This is a genomic window from Arthrobacter sp. B2060 (assembly GCF_059090445.1).
The window spans coordinates 1-24,471 of record NZ_JBNHFR010000001.1; the positions used below are offsets into that span (position 1 = coordinate 1).

19 protein-coding genes are annotated in these 24,471 nt (G+C 64.7%); 4 read left to right on the top strand and 15 right to left on the bottom strand.

Translation table 11 applies throughout. The features are described from left to right. Nucleotides 1-361: 361 nt before the first annotated feature. Genes AC5RUM_RS00005 through AC5RUM_RS00015 form a run of 3 tightly spaced genes read right to left on the bottom strand, consistent with a single transcriptional unit; the run spans nt 362 to nt 7,936 of the window. Nucleotides 362-4,117, bottom strand: a complete 3,756-nt coding sequence (locus tag AC5RUM_RS00005) for a 1,4-alpha-glucan branching enzyme (protein WP_494033018.1) — start codon at nt 4,115-4,117, stop codon at nt 362-364. Nucleotide 4,118: 1 nt separating this feature from the next. Beyond that, nucleotides 4,119-5,915 carry a maltose alpha-D-glucosyltransferase gene (gene treS, locus AC5RUM_RS00010; RefSeq protein ID WP_494033019.1) on the bottom strand — a complete coding sequence of 599 codons (1,797 nt, stop codon included), beginning with the start codon at nt 5,913-5,915 and terminating at the stop codon, nt 4,119-4,121. 5 nt (nt 5,916-5,920) lie between these two features. Then, nucleotides 5,921-7,936: an alpha-1,4-glucan--maltose-1-phosphate maltosyltransferase gene (locus tag AC5RUM_RS00015; RefSeq protein WP_494033020.1), complete on the bottom strand. Its 2,016-nt coding sequence runs from the start codon at nt 7,934-7,936 to the stop codon at nt 5,921-5,923. A 188-nt stretch (nt 7,937-8,124) separates the two neighbouring features. Between AC5RUM_RS00015 and glgP the strand changes: the two genes are divergently transcribed. Next, nucleotides 8,125-10,743 carry an alpha-glucan family phosphorylase gene (gene glgP, locus AC5RUM_RS00020; protein WP_494033021.1) on the top strand — a complete coding sequence of 873 codons (2,619 nt, stop codon included), beginning with the start codon at nt 8,125-8,127 and terminating at the stop codon, nt 10,741-10,743. Between the two features lie 101 nt (nt 10,744-10,844). Here the strand turns inward: glgP and AC5RUM_RS00025 are convergent, their stop codons facing one another. The 3 genes from AC5RUM_RS00025 to glgX are packed head-to-tail and all read right to left on the bottom strand — an operon-like array spanning nt 10,845 to nt 13,816. After that, nucleotides 10,845-11,201, bottom strand: coding sequence for a barstar family protein (locus AC5RUM_RS00025; RefSeq protein ID WP_494033022.1), 357 nt, complete (start codon nt 11,199-11,201; stop codon nt 10,845-10,847). Nucleotides 11,202-11,205: 4 nt separating this feature from the next. Beyond that, nucleotides 11,206-11,667, bottom strand: a complete 462-nt coding sequence (locus tag AC5RUM_RS00030) for a guanyl-specific ribonuclease (RefSeq protein WP_494033023.1) — start codon at nt 11,665-11,667, stop codon at nt 11,206-11,208. Nucleotides 11,668-11,704: 37 nt separating this feature from the next. Continuing rightward, nucleotides 11,705-13,816, bottom strand: a complete 2,112-nt coding sequence (gene glgX / locus AC5RUM_RS00035; protein ID WP_494033024.1) for a glycogen debranching protein GlgX — start codon at nt 13,814-13,816, stop codon at nt 11,705-11,707. 113 nt (nt 13,817-13,929) lie between these two features. On the opposite strand from glgX, the gene AC5RUM_RS00040 reads away from it, so the two are divergent. Continuing rightward, nucleotides 13,930-14,739 carry a carbon-nitrogen hydrolase family protein gene (locus AC5RUM_RS00040; RefSeq protein WP_494033025.1) on the top strand — a complete coding sequence of 270 codons (810 nt, stop codon included), beginning with the start codon at nt 13,930-13,932 and terminating at the stop codon, nt 14,737-14,739. 91 nt (nt 14,740-14,830) lie between these two features. Here the strand turns inward: AC5RUM_RS00040 and rlmB are convergent, their stop codons facing one another. The 6 genes from rlmB to AC5RUM_RS00070 all read right to left on the bottom strand — a co-directional run bounded on the left by rlmB (nt 14,831) and on the right by AC5RUM_RS00070 (nt 19,829). Beyond that, nucleotides 14,831-15,823, bottom strand: coding sequence for a 23S rRNA (guanosine(2251)-2'-O)-methyltransferase RlmB (gene rlmB / locus AC5RUM_RS00045; RefSeq protein WP_494033026.1), 993 nt, complete (start codon nt 15,821-15,823; stop codon nt 14,831-14,833). A 92-nt stretch (nt 15,824-15,915) separates the two neighbouring features. Beyond that, nucleotides 15,916-17,379: a cysteine--tRNA ligase gene (gene cysS / locus AC5RUM_RS00050; RefSeq protein WP_494033027.1), complete on the bottom strand. Its 1,464-nt coding sequence runs from the start codon at nt 17,377-17,379 to the stop codon at nt 15,916-15,918. 93 nt (nt 17,380-17,472) lie between these two features. Next, nucleotides 17,473-17,799: a hypothetical protein gene (locus AC5RUM_RS00055; RefSeq protein WP_494033028.1), complete on the bottom strand. Its 327-nt coding sequence runs from the start codon at nt 17,797-17,799 to the stop codon at nt 17,473-17,475. 93 nt (nt 17,800-17,892) lie between these two features. After that, the gene (gene ispF, locus AC5RUM_RS00060; protein WP_494033850.1) at nt 17,893-18,375 is read right to left on the bottom strand and encodes a 2-C-methyl-D-erythritol 2,4-cyclodiphosphate synthase; all 483 of its coding nucleotides are present in this window, start codon (nt 18,373-18,375) and stop codon (nt 17,893-17,895) included. A 37-nt stretch (nt 18,376-18,412) separates the two neighbouring features. Further along, nucleotides 18,413-19,195 (bottom strand): 2-C-methyl-D-erythritol 4-phosphate cytidylyltransferase, encoded by a 783-nt coding sequence (gene ispD / locus AC5RUM_RS00065; RefSeq protein ID WP_494033029.1) that lies wholly within the window; start codon nt 19,193-19,195, stop codon nt 18,413-18,415. 151 nt (nt 19,196-19,346) lie between these two features. After that, nucleotides 19,347-19,829: a CarD family transcriptional regulator gene (locus tag AC5RUM_RS00070; RefSeq protein WP_026266570.1), complete on the bottom strand. Its 483-nt coding sequence runs from the start codon at nt 19,827-19,829 to the stop codon at nt 19,347-19,349. Between the two features lie 326 nt (nt 19,830-20,155). Between AC5RUM_RS00070 and AC5RUM_RS00075 the strand changes: the two genes are divergently transcribed. Then, a complete protein-coding gene (locus AC5RUM_RS00075; RefSeq protein WP_494033851.1) occupies nt 20,156-20,722 on the top strand; it encodes a hypothetical protein in 567 nt (188 codons plus the stop codon). A 103-nt stretch (nt 20,723-20,825) separates the two neighbouring features. Here AC5RUM_RS00075 and AC5RUM_RS00080 read toward each other — a convergent pair whose 3' ends face one another. Both AC5RUM_RS00080 and AC5RUM_RS00085 read right to left on the bottom strand, forming a co-directional pair. Continuing rightward, nucleotides 20,826-21,506: a response regulator gene (locus tag AC5RUM_RS00080; protein WP_400580016.1), complete on the bottom strand. Its 681-nt coding sequence runs from the start codon at nt 21,504-21,506 to the stop codon at nt 20,826-20,828. Continuing rightward, a complete protein-coding gene (locus AC5RUM_RS00085; RefSeq protein ID WP_400580050.1) occupies nt 21,503-22,684 on the bottom strand; it encodes a sensor histidine kinase in 1,182 nt (393 codons plus the stop codon). The genes AC5RUM_RS00080 and AC5RUM_RS00085 overlap by 4 nt, the downstream gene beginning before the upstream one ends. 205 nt (nt 22,685-22,889) lie before the next feature. On the opposite strand from AC5RUM_RS00085, the gene phoU reads away from it, so the two are divergent. Beyond that, nucleotides 22,890-23,555, top strand: a complete 666-nt coding sequence (phoU, locus tag AC5RUM_RS00090) for a phosphate signaling complex protein PhoU (protein WP_494033030.1) — start codon at nt 22,890-22,892, stop codon at nt 23,553-23,555. Nucleotides 23,556-23,700: 145 nt separating this feature from the next. Here the strand turns inward: phoU and AC5RUM_RS00095 are convergent, their stop codons facing one another. After that, complete coding sequence (locus tag AC5RUM_RS00095; protein WP_494033031.1) at nt 23,701-24,447, bottom strand: phosphoglyceromutase; 747 nt, start codon at nt 24,445-24,447, stop codon at nt 23,701-23,703. Nucleotides 24,448-24,471: the final 24 nt, after the last annotated feature.

The window sequence follows — 24,471 nt, forward strand, 5'->3', positions numbered from 1 at the left end:
ACCAATTCATAAAAAATCGGTATCAACAAACTTGGCACACTATTGAGTTCTCAAACAACAGACACACCCGGCACCACCACAACCAAACCACAGTCGCAGATCGCTCCGGAGCAACTTTCCAAACTTACCCGCTCGCTTCACCCTAGTCAAATCGGCCCCTGCGACCCCTTGATGCCTGAGGCATCTTAGTCGCTGTACCGACCGACTCCGGGGAGCGGCGCGGAAATAAACTCTACCACTACTTTTCCCTGTAGCCAACCCGCCTCCAGTAGGGGCTGGAGTGGGCCCTGCAGCAGGCACGGAAGAGGCCCGGAATCACGGGGATTCCGGGCCTCTTCCGGCGTTGTGATGAGAGCGGGAATCAGCTCACAGTCGTCTCCGGCAACTCTGCCTTGGCTGCACGGCTCGGCAGCGTCTTGGCCTTCGGCCCGGAGGGCTTGAAGTAAACAACACCCAGCGGGGGAAGTGTCACCGTCAGCGTGGCGGGCTGGCCATCAATGGCTGCGTCCTCCGCTGTCAGGGTCCCGTCGTTGAGGACACCGGAACCACCGTAGGAGGCTGCATCGGTGTTGAGCACTTCAGTCCAGGCGCCGACGGACGGTACTCCAAGTGCGTAGTCCTTGTGCGGGCTTCCCGAGAAGTTGACCGCCACGACCACGGGGTTGCCCTCAGTGTCCCAACGGACGAAGGTCAGGACGTTGCGATCCGCGTCGGCTCCGTTGATCCACTGGAACCCGCCGGGCTCGTTGTCGCGTGAATACAGTGCCGGCGTGGACTTGTACAGCTCGTTCAGGTCCTTCGTCAGCAGCTGCACGCCACGGTGGGCCGGGATGTCCGCCAGCCACCAGTCGAGGCCGTGCTGCTCGGACCATTCTGCTTCCTGGCCGAATTCGGTGCCCATGAAGATGAGCTGCTTGCCCGGGTGCGCCCACTGATAACCGAGGAAGGCACGCAGGTTGGCCAGCTGCTGCCAGCGGTCTCCGGGCATCTTGCGAAGCATCGACCCCTTGCCGTGGACAACCTCGTCATGGCTGATGGGCAGGAGGAAGTTCTCGGTGAAGGCATAGACCATCGAGAACGTGACAGTTCCGTGGTGCCACTTCCGGTTGACGGGATCCTCGGAAATGTACTTGAGCGAGTCGTGCATCCAGCCCATGTTCCACTTGAGCCCGAAGCCGAGGCCGTTATGGCTGGTGGGACCGGTGACGCCCGGGAAGGCTGTGGATTCCTCGGCGATCATGACCGCACCGGGGTGGGTCTTGTACACCGTGGCGTTGGCTTCCTGGAGGAAGGAGATGGCCTCCAGGTTTTCGCGACCGCCGAAACGGTTCGGCTGCCACTGGCCGTGTTCGCGCGAGTAGTCCAGATACAGCATGGAGGCGACAGCGTCCACGCGCAGGCCGTCGATATGGAATTCGTCCAGCCAATAAAGCGCGTTGGCCACCAGGAAGTTGCGAACCTCGGTACGGCCGAAGTCGAAGATCAGGGTGCCCCAGTCCGGGTGCTCCCCCAGATTCGGGTCGGCGTGCTCGTACAGCGGCTGTCCGTCGAACTCGGCAAGCGCCCAGTTGTCTTTCGGGAAGTGGGCAGGTACCCAGTCCAGGATGACGCCGATGCCGGCCTGGTGGAGCGCGTCCACCAGGTAGCGGAATTCGTCGGGGTGCCCGAAGCGTGAGGTCGGTGCAAAGTAGGACGTGACCTGGTAGCCCCAGGAGCCGCCGAAGGGGTGTTCGGCCACCGGCATGAACTCGACGTGGCTGAAGCCCAGCCACTTCACGTATTCGACAAGTTCCTTGGCAAGTTCCCGGTAGCTCAGCCCCAGGCGCCAGGATCCGAGGTGGACTTCGTAGACACTCATCGGGGAGTTGTGCGGATCCCGCGCGGCGCGGGCCTTCATCCACTCGTCGTCCTCGAACCGGTAGTGGGACTCGACCACCCTGGATGCAGTCAGCGGCGGCACTTCGGTGCCGAACGCCAGGGGGTCAGCCTTCTCGACCCAGTAACCGCCCTTGGTCTTGATCTCGAATTTGTAGCATGCGCCGGCTGCGACGCCGGGCACAAACAGTTCCCAGACGCCGGAAGACCCCAGGGAGCGCAGGGAGTTTTCCCGCCCGTCCCAGGCATTGAAGTCGCCCTTGACGCGGACCGCCTCGGCGTTCGGAGCCCACACGGCGAAGGACACGCCGTCGACGTCCCCCAGGGAGGACTTGTAGTGCTGGACGCGGGCACCGAGCACGGTCCACAGCTTCTCGTGGCGGCCCTCCCCGATCAGGTGCAGGTCCACCTCACCCACGGTGGGGAGGTAGCGGTACGGCTCATCCACCGTCACCGGTTCCGCACCCTCGTAGGTCACTTCCAAACGGTAGTCCGGCACGTGGCCGGCCTGCAGGGGCTCCAGCACGGCAACCCATATGCCCTCTGCCTCATGCGTCATCGGCACCGACCCGGCCGCCGTCACCACGGTGACCGCCTCGGCCAGGTGCTTGACGGTGCGGATGGTTACGTGGCCGTAGTTATCCAGATGCGCACCAAGCACGGAGTGCGGGGCATGGTGCTCACCGGCCGCCACACGTGAGAGCGTGTTCGCATCCACTTGGAGAGGGGCGTGGGGCCGATCTGTAGGTGCAGAGCCTGTCATCTTCTTACCTTCCGCTGCGGCTCCGGCGGGATCGCCGGGGCCTTTACTGCTGAGTAGCCGCCTGGACGCAGTCACAGGAATGGCTAGCCAATCTGGCCTGTTACGCAATTCATACACGACTTCGTACAACGCCTTATCCAGCCACAATGCCACAAACAGCGGAGACTTCCGGTCTATGGTGCCGGGAGTTACTTCGGAGTAGCCGGCAAGGAAAGCCTCGGCGCAGTCGTCCACCCACGATTCGGGCACGTTCGACCCGCTGCCCTCGCGCTCCGCGGCGCCGGCGGCGTAGTCGAAGGAGCGGAGCATGCCCACGACGTCCCGCAGCGGGACGTCCGGAAAGTTCCGTTCGGAAATGGGCCGCAGCGGCTCACCCTCGAAATCGAGGATCGCCCACCGGTCCGCCCCGCCGTTCCGGCCGGGCACCTGGAGGATCTGGCCAAGGTGAAGGTCGCCGTGGATGCGCTGGAGCGCACCGGCAGGGACACCGTCCAGTTGCTGGAGGAGAGCATCCAGTTCGTTCTCATAAGGCCCGACGGCGGCACCGGCCTCCGCCCAGGCCTGCCGCACTCGCTGGGCTACTCCGGGCGCAATGACCCCGCCCGGGACGGCTTCCCCGGAAACCCCCAGGGTTTCAGCCAGCCGCCGGTGCACGGTCGCGGTGGCGTGGCCCAGGGCGTGGGCTTCCTGCGTGAAATCCTTTCCTGCCGCGGCGGCATCGACCGCGAGGCGCCAGGCGTCCCGCCCGCCGGCCAGAAACTCGTGGGCAACGGCGAGTTCGCCGTGCGCCGTGGTTTCCGCGGCAGCGTCCGCCCCGGCGGGCGCGTCCGCCGTCGCCGTATATTGGGGCCGCCACTGGCCGGTGACCCAGCCAAGCGTGGCCGGCACTTCCGAGGTCCGTGCTGCGGAAAGGGCAGCACCGACCTCCACTTCCGGATTGTGGCCGGCCGAAAGCACACGGAAGAACTTTACGATTGCCGCGGAGACGCCGTCGTCCACGATCACGGAAGTGTTTGACTGTTCGCCTGAGAGGACGCGGACGGTACCGGCGGCGGTCGGAATCGGTTGACCGCCCTCCGGCAGGTGCCCGCTGGCCGTCCCGGCCACTCCCTCGGTGCGCATGAGGTCAAGCCACTCGGCGATGAAGACGGCGTCGTGGACGCCGTCGTAGATCCACCGGTGTCCCAGTTCGGTGTTGTCGATTTCGCCGATCAGGGCCCGCTCGGCGCCGGGCAGCGGTTCGCGGCGGTAGCTGAGCGGCACCTGGACGACGTCGGCACGGCGGCCGCCGTCGGCCGTTTCGGACACCACGGAGGCCAGGACCACCTCAAGTCCCACCTCCCCGGAGGAGTCCTTGAGGATGAGGCCGCCCACCGGGGCCAGCGAAAATGCGGCCGACTTCACGGGGAACCACCGTTGGCTTGGCAGCCACTGGCGCAATAACTCTTCGAGCGTTGGGATCAGTGTGGATTGTGTCATGTCACCCCTCAATGGACAGGATGGGCATCGCCTGGGTGTAGGGAGATGCCGGGTTGGAGGATACGGAACGCAGCCGGAGCCAGAAGAAATCATGGCTGCCGAGGGTCAGGGTCAGGTTCCCGTCCTCGCCGACTCCCGGGAATGTCTGGCCACCGAATACGTCACGGAGGCCGCGGCCGGCAAACTGCGGCAGTTTGAGGGTGGCAGCAACCGGGTGCTGTGAAAGGTTGAAGGCGCACAGGATGGTCTCTGCCGGTTCACCAGCCGCGTTGCCTTCCGGAAGTTCACGCAGATAGGCCAGCACCACTTCGTGGTCTGCTTCCACATGCCTGAAGTTGCCGAGCCCAAACGCGGCGTGATTCCGCCGAACGCTCAGGATCTGCCGGGTCCAGCGCAGCAGCGACCCTGAATGCGCAGCCTCCGCCTCAACATTGGCCATGCTGTAGTTGTAGACCAGCGACTGGATCACCGGGAGGTAGAGCTTGCCGGGATCGGCGTTGGAGAAGCCGGCATTGCGGTCCGGGTTCCACTGCATGGGCGTGCGGACGGCATCGCGGTCCTCCAGCCAGATGTTGTCGCCCATGCCGATCTCGTCCCCATAGTAGAGAAAGGGGCTGCCCGGCAGCGACAGCAGCAGGGCATTGATCAGTTCGATCTCTGCCCTGGAGTTGTCCAGCAGCGGCGCCAGCCGGCGTCTGATGCCGATGTTGGCCCGCATACGGGGATCCGGCGCGTACCAGCCGAGCATGGCGGCGCGCTCATCGGAGGTGACCATTTCCAGCGTGAGCTCGTCGTGGTTCCGGAGGAAGGTGCCCCACTGGGCGCCCTCGGGGATCTCCGGGGTGTCGTGCATCGTTTCGATGATGGGGGCAGCCTTCTGGTCACGCAGGGCGTAATACAACCGTGGCATGATCGGGAAGTGGAATGCCATGTGGCACTCCGGCTCTTCTTCCGTTCCGAAGTACTCCACCACCTCGTTGGGCGGCTGGTTGGCCTCCGCGATGATGACCCGCCCCGGGTAGCTCTCATCCACCATCTTCCGCAGCTTGCGGAGGAACTCGTGGGTGGCGGGCAGGTTTTCGCAGTTGGTGCCCTCCTCCTCGTAGAGATACGGGATGGCGTCGGCGCGGAACCCGTCGATCCCCTGATCCAGCCAGAACCGCACGACGTCGAACAGCGCGTCGATGACCTTCGGATTCTCGAAATTAAGGTCCGGCTGGTGGCTGAAGAACCGGTGCCAGAAGAACTGCCGCCTGATTGGATCGAAGGTCCAGTTGGACTCTTCCGTGTCCACGAAGATGATGCGGGCGTCCTGGTACTTCTCATCCGTGTCGCTCCACACGTAGAAGTCACCGAACGGACCGTCCGGATCCTTGCGCGACTCCTGGAACCAGGGGTGCTGGTCCGAGGTGTGGTTCAGCGGCAGGTCGATGATGACCCGGACGCCGCGGGCGTGCGCCTCCGCCACGAGCCGTTTGAAGTCGCTGATGGTTCCAAACTCGTCGAGCACGGAGTTGTAGTCGGAGATGTCATAGCCGCCGTCACGGAGCGGTGACTGGAAGAACGGCGGGAGCCAGAGGCAGTCCACCCCCAGCCACTGCAGGTAGTCGAGCTTCTCGATCAGGCCGTGGAAATCCCCTGACCCGTCACCGTTTGCATCCGCAAAACCCCGCACAAGCACTTCATAGAACACCGCTTTCCTGTACCACAGTGGATCATGCTGCAATCCCGGCGCATTGAGCTCGAACGTGCTCTTCGGAGTGAAGTGATGTGACGGGTTCTGCGTGCTGAAACTCACTGAGGCTACCTCCGGATATGCAGGATGTGTGCAGGTTCAACATGGGCATCCAGTCTGACGTAGTTGTACTCCCCCCATTCCCAAGACTCGCCGGAAATCAGGTCATCCACCCTGAAGCCGCCGTTCGGCGTGAGGTCGTCCGGGTCGAGCTGCAGCGCAGCCAGATCCAGCGACACCGTGCTTTCCCGGGTGCTGTGCGGGTCCACGTTGACCACCACGATGATGGTGTCCTTGGTGCCATCCGGGAGGGCCTTGTGCTTGGAGTACACGATGGTGGCTTCATCCGTGCTGTGGTGCAGCGTCAGGTTCTGCAGATCCCCCAGCGCAGGGTGTGCCTTGCGGATCTCGTTGAGCCTGGTCAGGTACGGGGCGAGGGTCCGGCCGGACGCGGCAGCAGCATCCCAGTCCCTGGCCTTGTACTCGAACTTCTCGTTGTCGATGTACTCCTCCGCGCCAGGCCGGGCCACATGCTCGTAGAGTTCAAAGCCGGCGTAGACGCCCCACAGCGGGCTGGCCGTAGCAGCCAGCGCAGCACGGATCTTGAAGGCCGACGGCCCGCCGTACTGCAGGTACTCGGTGAGGATGTCCGGGGTGTTGACGAAGAAGTTCGGCCGGAAGAAGGCCGGCGAGACATGGCTGACTTCGTGGAAGTACTCCTCCAGTTCCTTCTTGGTGTTCCGCCACGTGAAGTACGTGTATGACTGCTGGAAGCCTGCCCGGCCCAGCGCATGCATCATGGCAGGACGGGTGAATGCTTCAGCCAGGAACACAACGTCCGGGTTCTTCTTGTTGACCTTGGCGATCAGCCATTCCCAGAACCACACCGGCTTGGTGTGGGGGTTGTCCACCCGGAAGATCTTCACCCCGTGGCTGACCCAAAGCTGCACGATGCGGAGAATTTCCTTGGACAGGCCCTCGGGATCGTTGTCGAAGTTGAGCGGATAGATGTCCTGGTACTTTTTCGGGGGATTCTCGGCGTAGGCGATGCTGCCGTCCACCCTGGTGGTGAACCATTCCGGGTGGGATGTGACCCACGGGTGGTCCGGCGCCGCCTGCAGCGCGAGGTCCAGCGCCACCTCAAGGCCCAGCTCGGTGGCGCGGGCCACGAAAGCGTCGAAGTCCTCAAAGGTGCCCAGATCGGGGTGGATGGCGTCGTGGCCGCCCTCCTTCGCCCCAATGGCCCAGGGCGATCCGGGGTCGTTCGGACCCGCGATCAGGGTGTTGTTGGGGCCCTTCCGGTGCTGGACGCCAATCGGGTGGATCGGCGGCATGTAGATAACATCGAAGCCCATCTCGGCGACGGCTTCGAGGCGCTTGGCCGCCGTCTGGAAGTTGCCTGACGTCCAGGCCCCTGTCTCGTGGTTGCGGATGGCGCCTTCCGAGCGCGGAAAGAACTCGTACCAGGAACCGCGGCCGGCCCGGTCCCGCTCCACCAGGAGCGGGAAGGGTTCAGAAACGGTGACCAGTTCCCGGATCGGCTCGCGGCCTACGATCTCGGCGACGTCCGCACCGAAGCCGGCAGCCAGCCGCTCTTCAGCGGTCTTGGAAGTATCGGACAGACCCACGACGGCGGACCGGAGCGTCCGCCTGTCGGCGGCGTCGCGGAAGGATTCCTCGGCGGCCTCCGACAGCAGCGCGGCCCCCTCGTCAAGCATCAGTTCGACGTCGATGCCGGCTTCCACCTTCACCTCGGCGTTGTGGTGCCACGTGCCGTACCGGTCGTGCCAGGCCTCGATGACGAAGGACCAGTTGCCGGTGGATTCAGGCGTGAGAATGCCTTCCCAAAGGTCTGTGCCCTTGCCGCGGTCCCCGGCGGGCGGCTGGAGGCGCACACGCTGGCGCTCCTTGCCCTTCGGGTCCAGCAGCACGGCGCTGACGCCCAGCTGGTCGTGGCCTTCACGGAAGCACTTTGCGCTGACCACGATGCCTTCGCCCGGCAGCGCCTTGGCGGGGAACTTCCCCCCTTCGACAACCGGCTGAACATTCGTGATCGGGAAACGGCCAAATCGAAGGCCGTCCATGATCGAAACTTTCGGCGTTTGCTTGGCTGGGGCACTGGTTCGCGTGTTTGTCGTCACAGGCTCGACATTAGCGAGAAATGCAAGCCATTGCTAAGCCTGCGAAGTTAATAACTGAACTGATTCGTCATTTACCGGAAAGTAATCGAAACCGGTTCCTGCTGTTCATCTTCTCGATTAGTGTGGCGCAGGTGAAGGCTATCCGCAGATTTACCGTCCGAACTGTTCTTCCCGAGCCGATCCGGCCGCTGGCCCGTTTGGCCACCAACCTGCGCTGGTCCTGGCACCGGCCCACGAGGGAACTCTTCGAAGGACTCAACCCCAGGGTCTGGGCTGAATGCGGCAACGACCCGGTCAGTTTCCTCGGGCTGGTGGGCCGTGAAGAAATGCACCGTCTGGCAGCGGACAAGGACGTCGTGGCCCGCGTGCAGGCAGCGGCCGAGGACCTGGACCGCTACCTTGAGCAGCCGCGGTGGTATCAGAGCCTGGGCGAGGACGCTCCCGCCTCCATTGCATACTTCTCCCCCGAATTCGGCATCACCGAAGTTTTGCCGCAGTACTCCGGCGGCCTCGGCATCCTTGCCGGCGACCACCTGAAGGCGGCGTCGGACCTCGGGGTTCCGCTGATCGGTGTGGGCCTGCTGTACCAGGCGGGCTACTTCAAGCAGTCCCTGTCCCGCGACGCCTGGCAGCAGGAGACGTATCCGGTCATTGACCCGGATGGGCTGCCCCTGACGCTGCTGCGGGAACCGTCGGCTGACGGCAGCGGAAAGCCCATCGAAATCTCGCTGCCGCTGCCCAGCGGGCGGCACCTGGCGGCGCACATCTGGCGTGCCGACGTCGGGCGCGTTCCCCTGCTGCTGCTGGATTCCAACGTTCCGGGCAATGACGACGCCGCCCGCGGCATCACAGACCGCCTCTACGGCGGCGGTGGCGACCACCGCCTGCAGCAGGAACTTCTGCTGGGCATGGGCGGGGTCAAGGCGCTGCGGGTCTACCAGCGGCTGACCGGCACCCCCGCCCCGGAGGTGTTCCACACCAATGAGGGCCATGCCGGCTTCCTCGGGATCGAGCGGATCCAGGAACTGATGGCCGGGGAACACGCACTCACCTTCGATGAAGCGTTGGCCGCGGGCCGTGCGTCCACTGTTTTCACCACGCATACACCCGTACCGGCCGGCATCGACCGCTTCGAAACCGCCCAGATCCAGCACTTCTTCGAGGCCGGGCTTGCGCCTGACGTGCCTACCTCCCGCATCCTCGACCTGGGCCGCGAGAACTTCGCCGACGGAAACCCGTTCGTCTTCAACATGGCGGTCATGGGCCTGCGCCTGGCGCAGCGCGCGAACGGCGTGGCCAAGCTGCACGGCGAAGTGTCCCGCGGCATGTTCTCCGCGCTCTGGCCGGGATTCGATCACTCAGAGGTGCCCATCACCTCCGTGACCAACGGCGTGCACGTGCCCACCTGGGTCGATTCGCGGATTTCGAAGCTTGCCCGCAAACGGTTCGGCGCGGAAGCGGAAGCGATGGGGCGCTGGGACCTTGCCTACAACGTCAGCGACGCCGAGGTTTGGGCCTTGCGGCGCGAAATGCGCGCCTCTCTCGTGGAGGATGTCCGGCGCCGCCTTCGCGCGGCCTGGAAAAAGCGCGGCGCCGCCGACGCCGAGCTCGCGTGGACGGATTCCGTGCTTGACCCGGACGTCCTGACCATCGGCTTTGCCCGGCGCGTGCCCACGTACAAGCGGCTGACCCTGATGCTGCGCGAACCGGAACGGCTCAAGGCTTTGTTGCTGCACAAACAGCACCCGATCCAGCTGGTCATTGCCGGCAAGTCCCACCCCGCCGACGATGCGGGCAAGAAGATGATCCAGGACTTGGTGCGCTTTACGGATGACCCCAAGGTCCGCCACCGCATCGTCTTCCTGCCCAACTACGACATCGCCATGGCCCGCACGCTGTTCCCGGGATGCGACGTCTGGCTCAACAACCCGCTGCGCCCCTTGGAAGCCTGCGGCACGTCCGGCATGAAGGCGGCCATCAACGGCTCCCTGAACCTTTCGGTGCTGGACGGCTGGTGGGATGAGATGTACGACGGCGAAAACGGCTGGGCGATCCCCACCGCCAATAACGGCGCTTCAGCGGACGAACGCGATGACATCGAGGCGGCAGCCCTCTATGAGCTGCTCGAAACGCAGGTGGCGCCGCGCTTCTACGGCAACACGGTTTCCGAGGCGGCCGGGGCTGCCGGTCCGTCCGCCACCGGGCACGAGAAGATCCCCACCCACTGGGTGTCCATGATCAAGCACACGCTCGCCCACCTGGGCCCGGCCGTCTCCGCCGAACGCATGCTCCAGGACTACGTCAACGTCCTGTACCGGCCGGCGGCGGTCTCCGGACGGCATGCGGTGGCAGCATCCTTCAGCCAGGCCAAGGAACTCGCAGCCTGGACGTCCAAGGTCCGCGCTGCCTGGCCGCAGCTCCACGTGGAGCATGTGGATTCCCTGGGCGTGTCCGAGGATCCACAGATCGGCGACACCCTCGAGGTCAATGCCTACGTGGGACTGCACACCCTGACGCCGCAGGACGTGGCGGTGGAGGTCGCCTATGGACAGGCCGAGGAAAGCGACGAACTCGCCAATGTGACACTCGTGGAGCTTGATCCGAAGGATGAACTCGGCAATGGCCGGTACCTGTTCACAGGCTCCATCGTGATCGACCGCTCAGGATCGTTCGGCTACACGGTGCGGGTGCTGCCCAAGCACGACGCCCTCGCATCCAGGGCCGAGCTGGGCCTGATCGTCAACGCTTAGGCTTGCCGGCCGGGCCCCTTCGGGCCACGCTTGGACAGGGTCCGCGCACAGGCGCGGGCCCTGTCGCGTTTAGACTCGCGCTTAGTAGCGGGCCTTCGGGCTTAGAGGAGTACCGCGATGACTGCCAGGTCCTTCCCGGCGTAGCTTTCGGCGTCCTGCAGGATTTCGCAGATGACCCCGAATGACCTGTCGCTGCGGAAGACTGCCGGCACCTGCCAGATGACCGTGAGCGGTTCCGCTCCGTTGTCGGAGATCGAGTCCGCGAAGTCGTGCAGTGAGTCGTTGAGGGCGTCCAGGTTAACACCGTAGTGTTCCGGGAATTCCAGGGCCTCGCCGAAAGTGGCCAGCACTTCCTTCTTGGAATCGGCGGCCGGGATCACCAAGCTGCGGCGCCCGGCGTCAGCGACCTGGTCAGTCAGTTCCTCGACGGTCCAGGTGTCTGCTGAATAGATCTTCATTGCGCTATTTGCCCTCTGCTATGAACTTGAATGACTCGTAGTGGTCTGCCGTGTAATACTTTTCGCCCGCCTTGCCCGCCACGATCCTGCGGGCGCCGCGATCGGACTCCCCGGGCGTGGGGACAGTGTACTCCCGGTAGTAGTCACGGGATTTCCGGGGCAGGATGCGCTCAAAGTTGCCGAACGTCACGCCGTCGCGCTCGTAAGGGAACGGCCCGCCCCGCCGGATGAGGGCGAGGGTTGTGCGGCCTTCGGCCGGGAGCTGGGACTCCGGGATGGCTGGCAGGGCGGATGGGTTGGGAACGCCTCCGGCCCCTGCGGTTGCCACAGGTACGCGGGAGGACGGCACCGCGGTCCCTGATTCCGTCGGGGCCGGCCCCCCGGCCTGCGGCTGGAGTCCGTTGGACACCACGAGGGCCACGCCCAGCAGCACGATCAGCACGACAGCCGCCAACAGCCTGCGCATATTCACGCTTTCCCGTCCCTGATGCCCATCCCTGTTACTAGGTGCGGTAGATGTTGATGGTGTTGGCCTGCACGACGTCCGCGTCACCGGACACGACCTGAACGCCCTGGCGCTGGTCATGGAGGTCGGATGTGGTGAGGCGCAGTTCGAATATCCGCTTGGCTGTGCCGTCGTCGTTGGTCGCCTGGGGAAGGGTGACCGGGACGTCGTCGCGCCCGCCGTTGACCACGATGAGTCCGGCTGCCTGCCCGTCGTCCGAGCCCAGCAGCAGCTGCACCACGCGGTTCCGGGGATCATTCCACCGTTCCATGGTCATCGGCTCGCCATTCTGGTCATACCAAAACAGGTACGACTGCGCGTCCCGCACCGCATAGTCAATTGGCTGCCCGGCGAGAAATTCCTTGCGCAGCCGGATGACGCGCTTGGTGCTCCGGAGCATGGCGTGCGATTCAGGTGTGCTGGTCCAGTCGAGCCAGGCGAGGGGATTGTCCTGGCAGTAGGCATTGTTGTTGCCCTGCTGCGTGCGGCCAAGTTCATCTCCGGCCGTGATCATGGGGACCCCGAGGGAGATCATCAGCGAGGCCATCAGGTTCCGCTGTGTCTGGGCCCGCCGGGCAAGGATGCCTTCGTCCTCGGTCCGGCCTTCAAAACCGTGGTTGTAGCTGCGGTTGTCGCCGTGCCCGTCCCGGTTCTGCTCACCGTTCGCCTCGTTGTGCTTGCGGTCGTAGGAGACAAGGTCGGCCATAGTGAATCCGTCATGGGCTGTGATGAAGTTCAGGGAGGCGAGCCTGGAACGGCCTGACGGTTCAAAGAGGCTGGCGGAACCGGACAGCGCATCTGCCAGACGGGCCACGGAGCCGCCCTGGCCGCCGGAGTCGATGGCCGCGCGGTCGGCCAGCCAGAACGAACGCATGGCATCGCGGTAGTGGTCGTTCCAGTCAACCCAGCCAATCGGAAAGCGGCCGGTCTGCCAGCCGCCGTAACCCACGTCCCAGGGTTCGGCGATGAGCTTGACCCGGGACAGTACCGGGTCGGCCGCAACGGCGACCAGGAACGGGTGCTTCGGATCAAATTCATTGGCCTCGTTCCGGCAGAGCGTCACGGCAAGGTCGAACCGGAACCCATCGATGTGGAATTCATCCACCCAGTACCGAAGGGAATCCACAACGAGCTGTACAACGCGCGGTTGGCCAAAGTTGAGAGTGTTCCCGCAGCCCGTCGTGTCGATGTATCTGCCGTGGCCGTCCGTGCGGTAGTACTTCTCCTCCCCCAGCCCGCGGAAACAGAGCGTGTGTCCGTCCGGTCCGCCCTCGGCGGTGTGGTTGTAGACCACGTCAAGGATGACCTCGATGCCGGCGGCGTGCAGAAGTTTGACCATGCCCTTGAACTCGTCCTGCACCGCCTGCGGCCCGGCTTCCTGCGCGGACCGCGTTGCATAGGCAGGGTGCGGGGCAAAGAAAGCCGCGGTGTTGTAGCCCCAGTAGTTGGTCAGGCCCAGGTTCTGAAGGTGCGGCTCGTCAAGGTGGAAATGGACCGGCAGCAGCTGCACCGCAGTAACGCCAAGGCCTGTGAGGTGCTCGATCATTGCAGGGTGGGCCATGCCGGCGTACGTGCCGCGCAGGCTCTCCGGGATGTCCGGGTGCAACATGCTCTGCCCACGGACATGTGCCTCGTAGATGATGGTGTCCCGCCACGGGGTATGCAGCCGGCGGTCGGAACCCCAGTCGAAGTCGCTGGACATCCTCACGCTGGTGAGCAGGTCAGCGCGCTGGTCCACGGCCCGCCCGTAGGGATCGAGCAGCAGCGGCTGCCGCTCGCCGTCGTCAAAATTCACGGTGGGAACCGAGAGGGGCAGGACCTGCGCGGCGGGGGCCTCGCGGAAGCCGTAGCGCGAGCCGACCGGGAGGCCCTCCACGATGCCGTGATGGACGCCCTCGGTGACGTTCGGCAGGGTCTGGAGCCGCCAACTGCCGCCCGGTGCCTGGTAGGCGATCTCCAGCGTCAGGACGCCGGGAGCGTAGACAGCCACATTGGCGCGCCCGCCTGAGGAGCCGTCCAGGGCGGGCCCCGGGCGGAGGGAACTTACACCAAGGGGTAACGCCTGGGAGGCGTCTACGCTGGAGGCTGTGTCTACTAAGGGCATTACCATCGATTAAAGCTTAACTGTCACGTTGAAAACGCCGATTTATTCCGGCATGTGACGTTTCGCTGACAGAAGACGGTGCCTGCTGACCGTAAAACCGCACCAAGGTGGAGGTACTTGTGAAGATTGCACTGGCCCAGATCATCACCGGTCGGGACGTGGAGCGCAACCTCGTCCTGGTTGAGGAATACGCCCGCCTGGCCAAGGAAGGGGGCGCCGGGCTGGTCGTTTTCCCCGAGGCCACGATGCGCGCGTTTGGGAATCCCCTGATCGGCATCGCCGAACAGCTTGATGGCCCCTGGGCGGACCGGGTCCGTTCCATTGCCGCTGAGCTGGACATCGTTATCGTGGCGGGCATGTTCACCCCCGGTGCGGCATCCGCGGCAGGAGGCGGCAAGGTCCGGAACACACTGCTCGTCACCGGCCCCGGCGTGGAAGCGAGCTACGACAAGGTGCATCTCTTTGACGCGTTCGGCTTCCTTGAGTCGGACACCGTGGATGCCGGAACAGGGCCTGTGACGTTCGACGCCGGCGGCCTCACCTTCGGCCTGGCCACCTGCTACGACATCCGGTTCCCGGCCCTCTTCACCGCAAATGCCGACCGCGGAGCCGTTGCCAACATCATTTGCGCGTCGTGGGGCGCCGGCCCGGGCAAAGTGGACCAGTGGAAGCTGTTGGCCCGCGCCCGCGCTGTCGACACGACCACCTATGTCCTTGCCTGCGGCCAGGGTGACCCCGCCACCCAAGGCGTCGAGCCGCGCGGCACAGCACCCACAGGAGTTGGGCACTCCGCCGTCGTCTCACCATTTGGTGAAGTGCTGGGGGAGCTCGACGGCGCCGCCGGCCTGCTGTTCGCCGACCTTGATCCCGCCGTCGTCAAGGAAGCCCAAACCAGGCTTCCCGTCCTGGCCAACCGGCGCACTTTTTAGCGGAAGCGCGCGTCAGGCAATACGCGTCAAAGCAACAAAGGAGCAGCACGCGGAGGATGGCGGCTGCGCCGCCATCCTCCCGGCGTATCACCTACTTGGCGGCGCGCTGGCGGGACACTTCGTAGAGGGAGATGCCCACGGCCATGGAGGCGTTGAGCGATTCCATGGCGGAGTCGATGGGGATCGAGACGATCTGGTCGCAGTTCTCGCGGACCAGGCGGCTGAGTCCCTTGCCCTCGGAACCCACCACGATGCAGACCGGCTCCGTAGCGAGCGTGAGGTCCGGCAGCGAAACGTCGCCGTCGCCGTCGAGCCCCAGGACGAAGATGCCCATGGACTTGAACTGCTTAAGGGCGTTGTTCAGGTTGGAGGCGCGGGCGACGGGCACGCGGACAGCCGCGCCGGCACTGGTCTTCCAGGCTGCGGCGGTGACTCCGACGGAGCGCCGCTCGGGGACGATCACGCCGTGGCCGCTGAAAGCGGACACCGAGCGGATGATGGCGCCCAGGTTGCGGGGATCCGTGATGCCGTCGAGGGCGACGAAGAGGGGTGCGTTCGTGACGTGCCCCTTCTTCCAGCGGTCCACGGTCTGCTCAGCCAGATCGTAGGCGTCCTGGTAGTCGTACGGCGGGATCTGCAGCACGAGGCCCTGGTGCACGGCGTCGTCCGTCATGCGGTCGAGTTCGGGCTTGCCGGTTTCCAGCAGCGGGATACCGCGTTCGGCGGCGAGCTTGAGGGACTCCTTGACACGGTCGTCCATCTCGATGCGGATGGCGACGTGCAGGGCCTTGGCCGGAATGCCGGCCCGAAGGGCCTCGACCACCGAGTTGCGGCCGGTCACCACTTCCTCGGTGGCGCGACCCTTGGGGCCCGAGCGTGCGCCGGCGCTGCGGCTGCCGCCGGCCCGCTTGGCCTCCGAGCGTTCGGCGAGCTGCTTGTTCTTGTATGCCTTGTGGTAGGGGCGGTCCTCGGCCTTGGGGGTGGGCCCCTTGCCTTCGAGTGCCTTGCGGCCGTGGCCACCGGTTCCGGTGGTGGGGCCCTTCTTGAGCTTTCGGACTGCGCCCGGGCGACCGTTGTTGGCCATGAGTTCCACCCTTGGTTGTGTTGAGTACGTCTGCACTCCAGTCTACTGACTCAAGTTAAATCGTTGACCGGGCGGAGTGGCCGGCGCAGGCTTCAGCCGCGCTGGAGGCTCCAGGTGGCCCCGTCTGCGCTGTCTTCGACCACGATGCCGGCAGCGGCGAGCGTGTTCCGGATCGCGTCCGAGGCGGCCCAGTCCTTGGCGGCGCGGGCCTCGGCCCGTGCCGCCAGCTGCGCCTCCACGAGCACGTCGAGCGCTGCCGTCGCCTGGTCGTCGAGGGCCGGCTGCGCGGCGGCGCTGATTCCCAGGACGCGAAGCATGTCGGTCACTCCGGCCAGGGCCTGCCGTGCGGTGTCGAGGTCCCCTGCCGTGAGGGCCGAGTTTCCTGCGCGGACCGTGTCGTGCAGCACCGCGAGGGCCTGGGGGACGTTGAGGTCGTCGTCCATCGCGGCGGCGAACGCGTCCGGCACGTCGCCGTGGCTGCCAAAGAACAGGGCGCCGTCCGTTGACAGGGCCCGGACTGCGCGGGCGATAAAGCCGTCGATGCGCTCGACGGCGGCTGTGGCCTCCTGCAGTGACGTCGGCTGGTAGTCCAGCACGGAGCGGTACTGCGCCTGCCCGAGGTAGTAACGGACAACGCGCGGCGGGGCGAGCTCCAGCATTTCCGCCGGGCTCACCGTGTTGCCGACGGACTTGGACATTTTCTCGCCCTGGTACGTGACCATGCCGTTGTGCATCCAGAAATTCGCGAAACCGTGGCCGGCAGCCTGCGACTGGGCCATCTCGTTTTCATGGTGCGGAAAGCGCAGATCCAGCCCGCCGCCGTGGATGTCGAATTCGGTGCCGAGGTATTTGGTGACCATGGCTGAGCATTCGAGGTGCCAGCCCGGACGGCCGGCGCCCCACGGCGAGACCCAGCTCGCCGTCGTCGGCTCTCCTTCCTTGTGCCCCTTCCACAGCGCGAAGTCCCGGGGGTCCTTCTTCCTGCTGATGAACTCAGGTTCGACGTCGGGGGCGCCCTGCATGTCGTCGATCTTCTGGCGTGTCAGCGAGCCGTACTTGTTCCACGAACGCACGTCGAAGTAGACGTCGCCCGAGCCATCCAGCGCCGGGTAGGCGTGGCCCCGGTCGATCAGCTGCTGGATCAGCGCGTGCATCTCGGGAATGTGGCCGGTGGCCCGGGGTTCGTAGGTGGGGCGGGAGACGCCGAGGACGTCGTAGGCCTTGAGGAACTCCTGCTCGTAGCGGTAGGCCAGGGCCCACCATTCCTCTTCCGGCACGGTGTCCGGTTCCTGCTCGTAATCCGGGTGAAAGGACGCCTCGGACTTGGCGAGGATCTTGTCGTCGATGTCGGTGACGTTGCGGACGACGGTGACGCGGAAGCCGCGGTACTCGAGCCAGCGCGTGAGCTGGTCGAAGGCGATGGCGGAGCGGATGTGGCCGACGTGCGGCATGCCCTGCACCGTGGCGCCGCAGTAATACAGGCTTACCTTGCCCGGTACCAGGGGGACGAAGTCGCGGACTTCGGCGGATGCAGTGTCGTAAAAGCGCAGGGTCACCGCTCCAGATTAGCCGATGCGCCGGTTCCTGCTCGCTTGCCTGCTGAGTTGCCTGCTGCCTTCCCTGCTGCTTTCCTTCCTGGCGGAGGCAGGCTACTTGCAGATCTCGCCGATGCGGTTGTTCTGTTTGGTGAGCTCGGCGACCTGTTCCTGGGTCTTGTTGCCCAGGGACGTGCCGGCCACCTGCTTCATGACGTCGGCCATCTTCTGGATCGGGTCGGCGATCTCCTGGGCCACCTTGTCGGCGACCTCCTCGTAGTGCGTGGCGATCTGCTCCGCCTGCTGCTGCTGGTTTCCGGTGGGCTTGAAGGTATCGCCGTTGAGGAACGTGCAGCTCTCGCCGACGCTCATCCTGGGCGTGCCGCCGCAGCCTGCAAGGAGCAGGCAGGAAATCACGACGGCGGGAAGCAGCTTTTTCACGGGAGGTCTCCTGGTGTGGCGGTACAGATCGTGCCGGCGGGCGCGCCGCCGGTCCTTCTTCCAGCGTAGGCGATGCCGCTGGGTGCGGGACGGTCAGGCCGGATAGACGAGGGCGGTTGCCACCGCGGAGATGCCCTCCCCGCGGCCGGTGAACCCGAGTCCGTCGCTCGTGGTGGCCGACACGCTGATGGGAGCCCCGGCAGCCTCTGTCAGGACGCGCTGCGACTCTTCGCGGCGGGGTCCGAATTTGGGGCGGTTCGCCACGAGCTGCACGGCCACGTTGCCAATCTCAAAACCGGCCGCCCGGACGATGCGGGCCGCCTCGGCCAGCAGCGTAACACCGGAAGCGCCCGCCAGTTCGGGACGGTCGGTGCCGAAGTGGGTGCCGAGGTCACCGATTCCGGATGCGGAGAAAAGAGCATCGGCGGCAGCGTGGGCCACGGCATCGCCGTCGGAATGACCCGCGAGCCCCCGCTCGTTTTCCCAGAAGAGCCCCCCGAGCCACAGCGGGCGCGGGTCGCTCTCCGGGGCGAACGCATGCACATCGACGCCGATTCCGGTGCGGGGCAGGACCATCCTGACGGCTTCCTTCTCTTGCTCTGAACCCACGCGGTCAGCCCTCCACCCAGCGGGCGCCCAATGGCCCTTCGAGGAGGCCCTCGGCAATGATGAGGTCCAGCGGCGTGGTGATTTTCAGGGACTGGCTGGCCCCGCGCACGGCATGCACCGGAACCCCGAGGAGCTCCACCAGCATGGCGTCGTCGGTGACGGCCGCGGCCCGGTTCTCATCCAGGGCCAGGGCGGCCTCGTGGGCGGCCTTCAATGTGTCCATGCTGAACCCCTGCGGCGTCTGGACCGCGCGGAGCTCCTGCCGGGACACGGTTCCCGTGACGATTTCCGGGGCGATATCCGAGTCCCCGCCATCTGTGGCGGAAACCGTTTTGACGGTGTCCACAACCGGGATGACCGGGATGACGGCGGAGGCTCCGTTGGCCAGCGCCTGCGCCACGCGGTGGAAGACAGACTCGGGAGTCAGGGCGCGCGCGGCGTCATGGACGAGCACAGCTTCCGTACCGTCCTCCAGGCCGGCCAGCGCCGACCGGACGGAATCCGCTCGGGTGGCACCGCCGTCGACCATTGTCAGGAGCGGACCGCCATCTGCAAGCTCCAACCGGAAGTCCTCGACCAGCTGCCGCAGCCCGGATTCACCCGCGGGCAGCGCAACACAGACCTGGCTGGCCACGCCGGCGGCTACGATGCCCCGGAGCGCGTGCAGGAGAATGGGTTCGCCGCCGAGTGGCACGGCCGCTTTGGGCATGCCGTAGCCGAGCCGTTGCCCGGAACCTGCGGCGACGAGGATCACGGCGGTGACGGGTCGTCTGGGTGCATCGTTCATGCGGACTAGCCTACGTCCCGGCCGCCCGGCCCCGCCCAACTGAGTAGCGGCACACGCCGTTTTAGGCGCCCTGGACGGTTCGTACGGCTGCCCGGCCGGGATTTTTGGGCAAAAGAAACCCCGGCGGCACTCTGCCGCCGGGGTTCAATTCTCAGGAAGCCAAGACCTCGTCGAGAACGCTTGCAGCTTTCTCTTCGTCGGTCTTCTCAGCCAAAGCCAATTCTGAAATCAGAATCTGACGTGCCTTGGCCAGCATTCGCTTCTCACCTGCGGAAAGGCCCCGATCGTGATCGCGGCGCCAGAGGTCGCGGACGACCTCTGCAACCTTGATGACGTCACCGGAAGCAAGCTTCTCCAGATTTGCCTTGTAACGACGCGACCAGTTGGTGGGCTCTTCAGTGAACTCGGCTCGAAGCACATCGAATACGTGCTCCAAACCTTCCTTGCCCACTACGTCGCGAACCCCCACGAGGTCAACGTTCTCTGCTGGAACTTCAATGGTCAGATCACCCTGAGCCACCTTGAGCTTGAGATACATCTTCTCTTCGCCCTTGACAGTGCGCATCTTGATTTCTTCAATTTTTGCTGCACCGTGGTGAGGGTAAACTACTGTCTCGCCGACCTCAAAAACCATGTGGACTTTCCCCTTTCCCGCAGACCAGTTTATCACGATTAGGGCATACGACTGGCATGGATACGGTCCGGGAACCGCGAGAATCCGCGGAAAATGGGCCGAATCGACCCCTCAGACCCCTTGACGAACGCGGATAATAGTGCATCGCCCACGCGCGGACAAGCGTTACGCGCGGGTAGCCGGGAAGCCCTGATGCAGCGTCAGGGGCCCTGAAACCGGCGCTATTGTGTACCGGCCGAATCCTCGTTTGGACCCGTTTGCCGATAGGCTATGGCTGAAAACTGTTTCAAGACTTTCTAGGAGTGCGTGACGTGCGTTTCACTGCGATGAACCGGGGCCAGCGCGGCAAGTTGGCAATGGCGGCTGCCGCCCTGAGCGTGGGACTGCTCGCCCTGACGGGCTGCGGCTACATCAACGCGCAGCAGACCTCCGAGCAGTATGCCGCTTCGGACGGAACGCGCTCTGACGTTGGACCGCTGGAACTGCGGAACATGCTCATTGTCGCCGCGGGCGAGAACCAGCCGGGCCGAGTCATCGGCGCCGTCTACAACTCTTCGTCAGAGGACGTCAAGGTTACGCTGAGCGGCGCAGAAGGCGCCCAGACTGAGATCTCCGTCAAGAAGAACTCCTACACGCTGCTCAACGACTCCACCGATCCGGCCATCCTGAGCACCGCCGGCGGCAAGCCGGGCTCCCTCGTGGACATCAAGGTCACCGAGGACGGAACCAACGTGAACAAGACCGTCAAGGTGCCCGTGGTGGATGGCACGCTCAAGGAGTACCAGGCATACCTGCCCGCGGGCAGCACCCCCACACCTACTCCCAGCGAAACCGGCACCCACACTGATGGCGCACACACTGACGGTGCTGCACCGGCCACAGGCGGCCACTGACACCCATGCCGGCGGCGCAAGCAAGCCGGCATGAAGAAGGAGGGGATCCCGGCGGGATCCCCTCCTTCTTTCGCGTACGGCGGCGGCAGCGTGCCCGCGCTGGTTACGGTTCGAACTTGTAGCCCAGGCCGCGGACGGTCACCAGGTACCGCGGGAGGGAGGGATCGGGCTCGATTTTGCTCCGGAGCCGTTTCACGTGGACGTCAAGCGTTTTGGTGTCACCAACATAATCTGACCCCCAGACCCTGTCGATCAGCTGTCCGCGGGTCAGCACCCGGCCGGAGTTCCTGAGCAGCATCTCGAGAAGTTCAAACTCCTTCAAGGGGAGCGGCACCTGCTCGCCTCCCACGCTGACTACGTGGCGCTCGATGTCCATCCGCACGGGTCCGGCCTGCACCGTGGAGGAGACGAGTTCTTCCGGTTCGCCCTGCCGCCGGAGCACTGCCCGGACACGGGCCACCAGCTCGCGCGACGAGTATGGCTTGGTGACATAGTCGTCGGCGCCCAGTTCGAGCCCCACGACCTTGTCGATTTCTGAATCCTTCGCGGTAAGCATGATCACCGGGACACTCGAACGCTGGCGCAACTGCCGGCATACTTCCGTCCCCGACAGCCCAGGCAGTTGCAGGTCCAGCAGCACCAGGTCAGCCCCGTTGCGATCGAACTCCATGAGCGCATCCACGCCGTTGTCGACGACCTCAACCTCAAAGCCTTCCTTGCCCAGCAGATAGGACAGGGGATCGCTGAACGATTCCTCGTCCTCAACAATAAGAATCCTGCTCAAGCGGTAACTCCTCGTTCATGGGCGCCGGCGGCGTCCTTTGGTTCCTTGGCATTCTGCGCTTGGCCTTCCATCTCCGGCAGGCGCAGCGTGAACGTCGATCCCTGCCCGGGCTGGGACCAGACGGTGACCTCCCCGCCGTGGTTGGAGATGACATGCTTGACGATGCTCAGTCCCAGCCCTGTGCCGCCGGTATGCCGGGAGCGTGCGGAATCCACACGATAAAAGCGCTCGAATACCCGCTCTTGGTCCTCGGCGGAGAGGCCCTCGCCCTGATCCGTCACGGAGATGGCGATCAGGCCCTCCTTGGCGCGCACCCCGATCCCCACGCGGGTGTTCTCGGGCGAATAGCGGATGGCGTTGTCGATCAGGTTACGCAGTGCCGTCACGAGGAGGTCCTGGTCGCCGTAGACCTTGGCGTCGATCCGGCCGCCGATGACGATCTGGATGTTCTTGCTCTCCGCCGGCAGCTGCGAGCGGTCCACCGCCTCCGAGATCACATCATTGATATCCACGGGATGGCCCTCTTGTGCCACGTTTGCACCCTGCAGGCGTGACAGTTCGATGATGTCCTGCACCAGCGCCGCGAGGCGGGCGGACTCCTTGTGCATGCGCGCGGCGAAACGGCGTACGGCCTTTTCATCGTCTGCTGAAGACTCCAGCGCCTCCGCCAGCAGCGAGATGGCACCCACTGGTGTTTTCAGCTCATGGGATACGTTGGCCACGAAGTCGTTGCGGATCTCCTCCGTACGCGTGATCTCGGTGCGGTCATCGGCCAGGAGGAGAATGTATTCCTCGCCAAGCATGGCTGCCCTCACCTGCACGATCATGGTGCCCTGCCCCACCGGGCCGCGCTGGAGTTCGAGCTTCTTTTCCAGGATCACTCCGTCGCGGCGGACATTTGCCGTCATCTCCAGGAGTTCCCGGTGCACTACCGTGTGGCCGCGCACCAGGCCGTACGCATAAGCGGCAGGACTTGCCCGGACCACGCCGTCAATGGCGTCCACCACCACGAATGCCTTGCCGATGACGGCCAGCACTTCCGCGGCTCCCGGCGGCAGGGCGGGCTCATCGAATTCGACGTCGACGATCCTGCGCTGCTGTTCGCTGACCCTGAACGCGAGCACGCCGAAGACACCGAACGACAGGCCGAGCAGGCCGGCGATGACACCGATGAGCATAGGATCCACGGCTCAAGCTTATGCTTTCGAAACGCCTGAAAAGCTGCCTCGGGTCCATAACGCGATGGATTCAGCTAACGTTCATCTAGAGATGAGTAACAGTTCACCCGGCACTGGAAAAGTGGCAAGTTGGACTAACGGATCGGTGACACGAGACTCTGGCTGCCGTCGCGGCGTGGCGGAGTTCCAAGGAAAGGACGCCTACGTGCGTAAGGTTTTTCAGGAAGAGCTCGCCCACGTGGGTGAGGACCTCATCGAAATTTCAAAGTTGGTCAGCGAAGCGATTGCTAAGGCAACCACGTCATTTGAGGTCGCCGACGTCGACCTGGCGCAGGATGTCATCGCGGCGGATGCCCGTATCGACTTCCTCCAGAACAGCCTTGATGAGCGCGCAATCGACATCCTCGCTCTCCAGGGTCCGGTGGCAAGTGACCTGCGCATGATCGTGGGCTCCCTGCGGATGAGCGCGTCGTTGGAACGCATGGGTGACCTCGCACGCCACATCGCCCAACTGGCCCGCCTCCGCTTCCCCGCCAACGTTATCCCGGCATCCCTGACGGACACGTTCAAGAGCTTTGCCGAACACGACATCCTGATCGCCAACAAGCTCACCCAGCTGCTGGAGACCAGGGACCTCGAAGTGGCACGCGACATCCTCAAGGCGAATTCGGAGGTGAACGACCTGCACCTCAGCGTCTTCAAGGCCATCGCCCGCAGTGACTGGCAGGAATCCCCTGCCACCACCGTGGACGTCGCCCTGGCCAGCCGCTACTTCGAGCGTTTTGCCGACCACGGCGTGTCCGTTGCCCAGAAAGTCAGCTATCTCGTGACGGGTGCCTGGCACCCGAACAGCAGCGTCGAGCACGGCTGACGTTTCCCCAAAAACAGCGAACGACGGCGGCTGGTCACCTGAGGTGACCAGCCGCCGTCGTCTATTTAACGCGAAGTCAGGATCCCGGCTGAGCTGCGTCTAAGGGAGGAACGACCGAGCAGCCAGTGGGATTCTTGACGGAGCTCTACTTTTTGCCCTGGTTGGCGACGGCCAGGATGGCCTCGGCCGCAGCCTCGGGGTCGAGGTAGGTTCCACCGCGCTTGATCGGCTGGAAGTTCTCGTCCAAGTCGTACACCAGCGGGATGCCGGTGGGGATGTTCAGGCCGGCGATGGCCTCATCGCTGATCTCGTCGAGGTGCTTCACCAGCGCGCGCAGGGAGTTGCCGTGGGCCGTGACGAGGACCGTCTTGCCGGACTTCAGGTCTTCCTTGATGTCTGATTCCCAGTACGGAAGCAGCCGGACCAGGACGTCCTTCAGGCACTCGGTGCGGGGCAGATCATCGCCCAGGTCAGCGTAGCGGGGGTCGCGCGCCTGGGAGAACTCCGAGTTGTCGTCCAGGGGCGGCGGCGGGGTGTCGTAGGAACGGCGCCATTCCATGAACTGCTCCTCGCCGTATTCGGCGAGGGTCTGGGCCTTGTCCTTGCCCTGCAGGGCGCCGTAGTGGCGCTCGTTGAGGCGCCAGTCGCGCTTGACCGGGATCCAGCCGCGGTCGGCCTTGTCCAGGGCAATGTTGGCGGTGTTGATGGCCCGCTTCAGGAGCGACGTGTAGAGGATGTCCGGGAGCACGTCGTGCTCAACCAGGAGCTCACCCCCGCGTGCTGCTTCCTCGCGGCCCTGATCGTTCAGGTCAACGTCCACCCAGCCGGTGAACAGGTTCTTGGCGTTCCATTCGCTGTGGCCGTGGCGCAGCAGAATCAGCTTATAAGTCATGATTTTCATCCTAGCCGAGCAGAT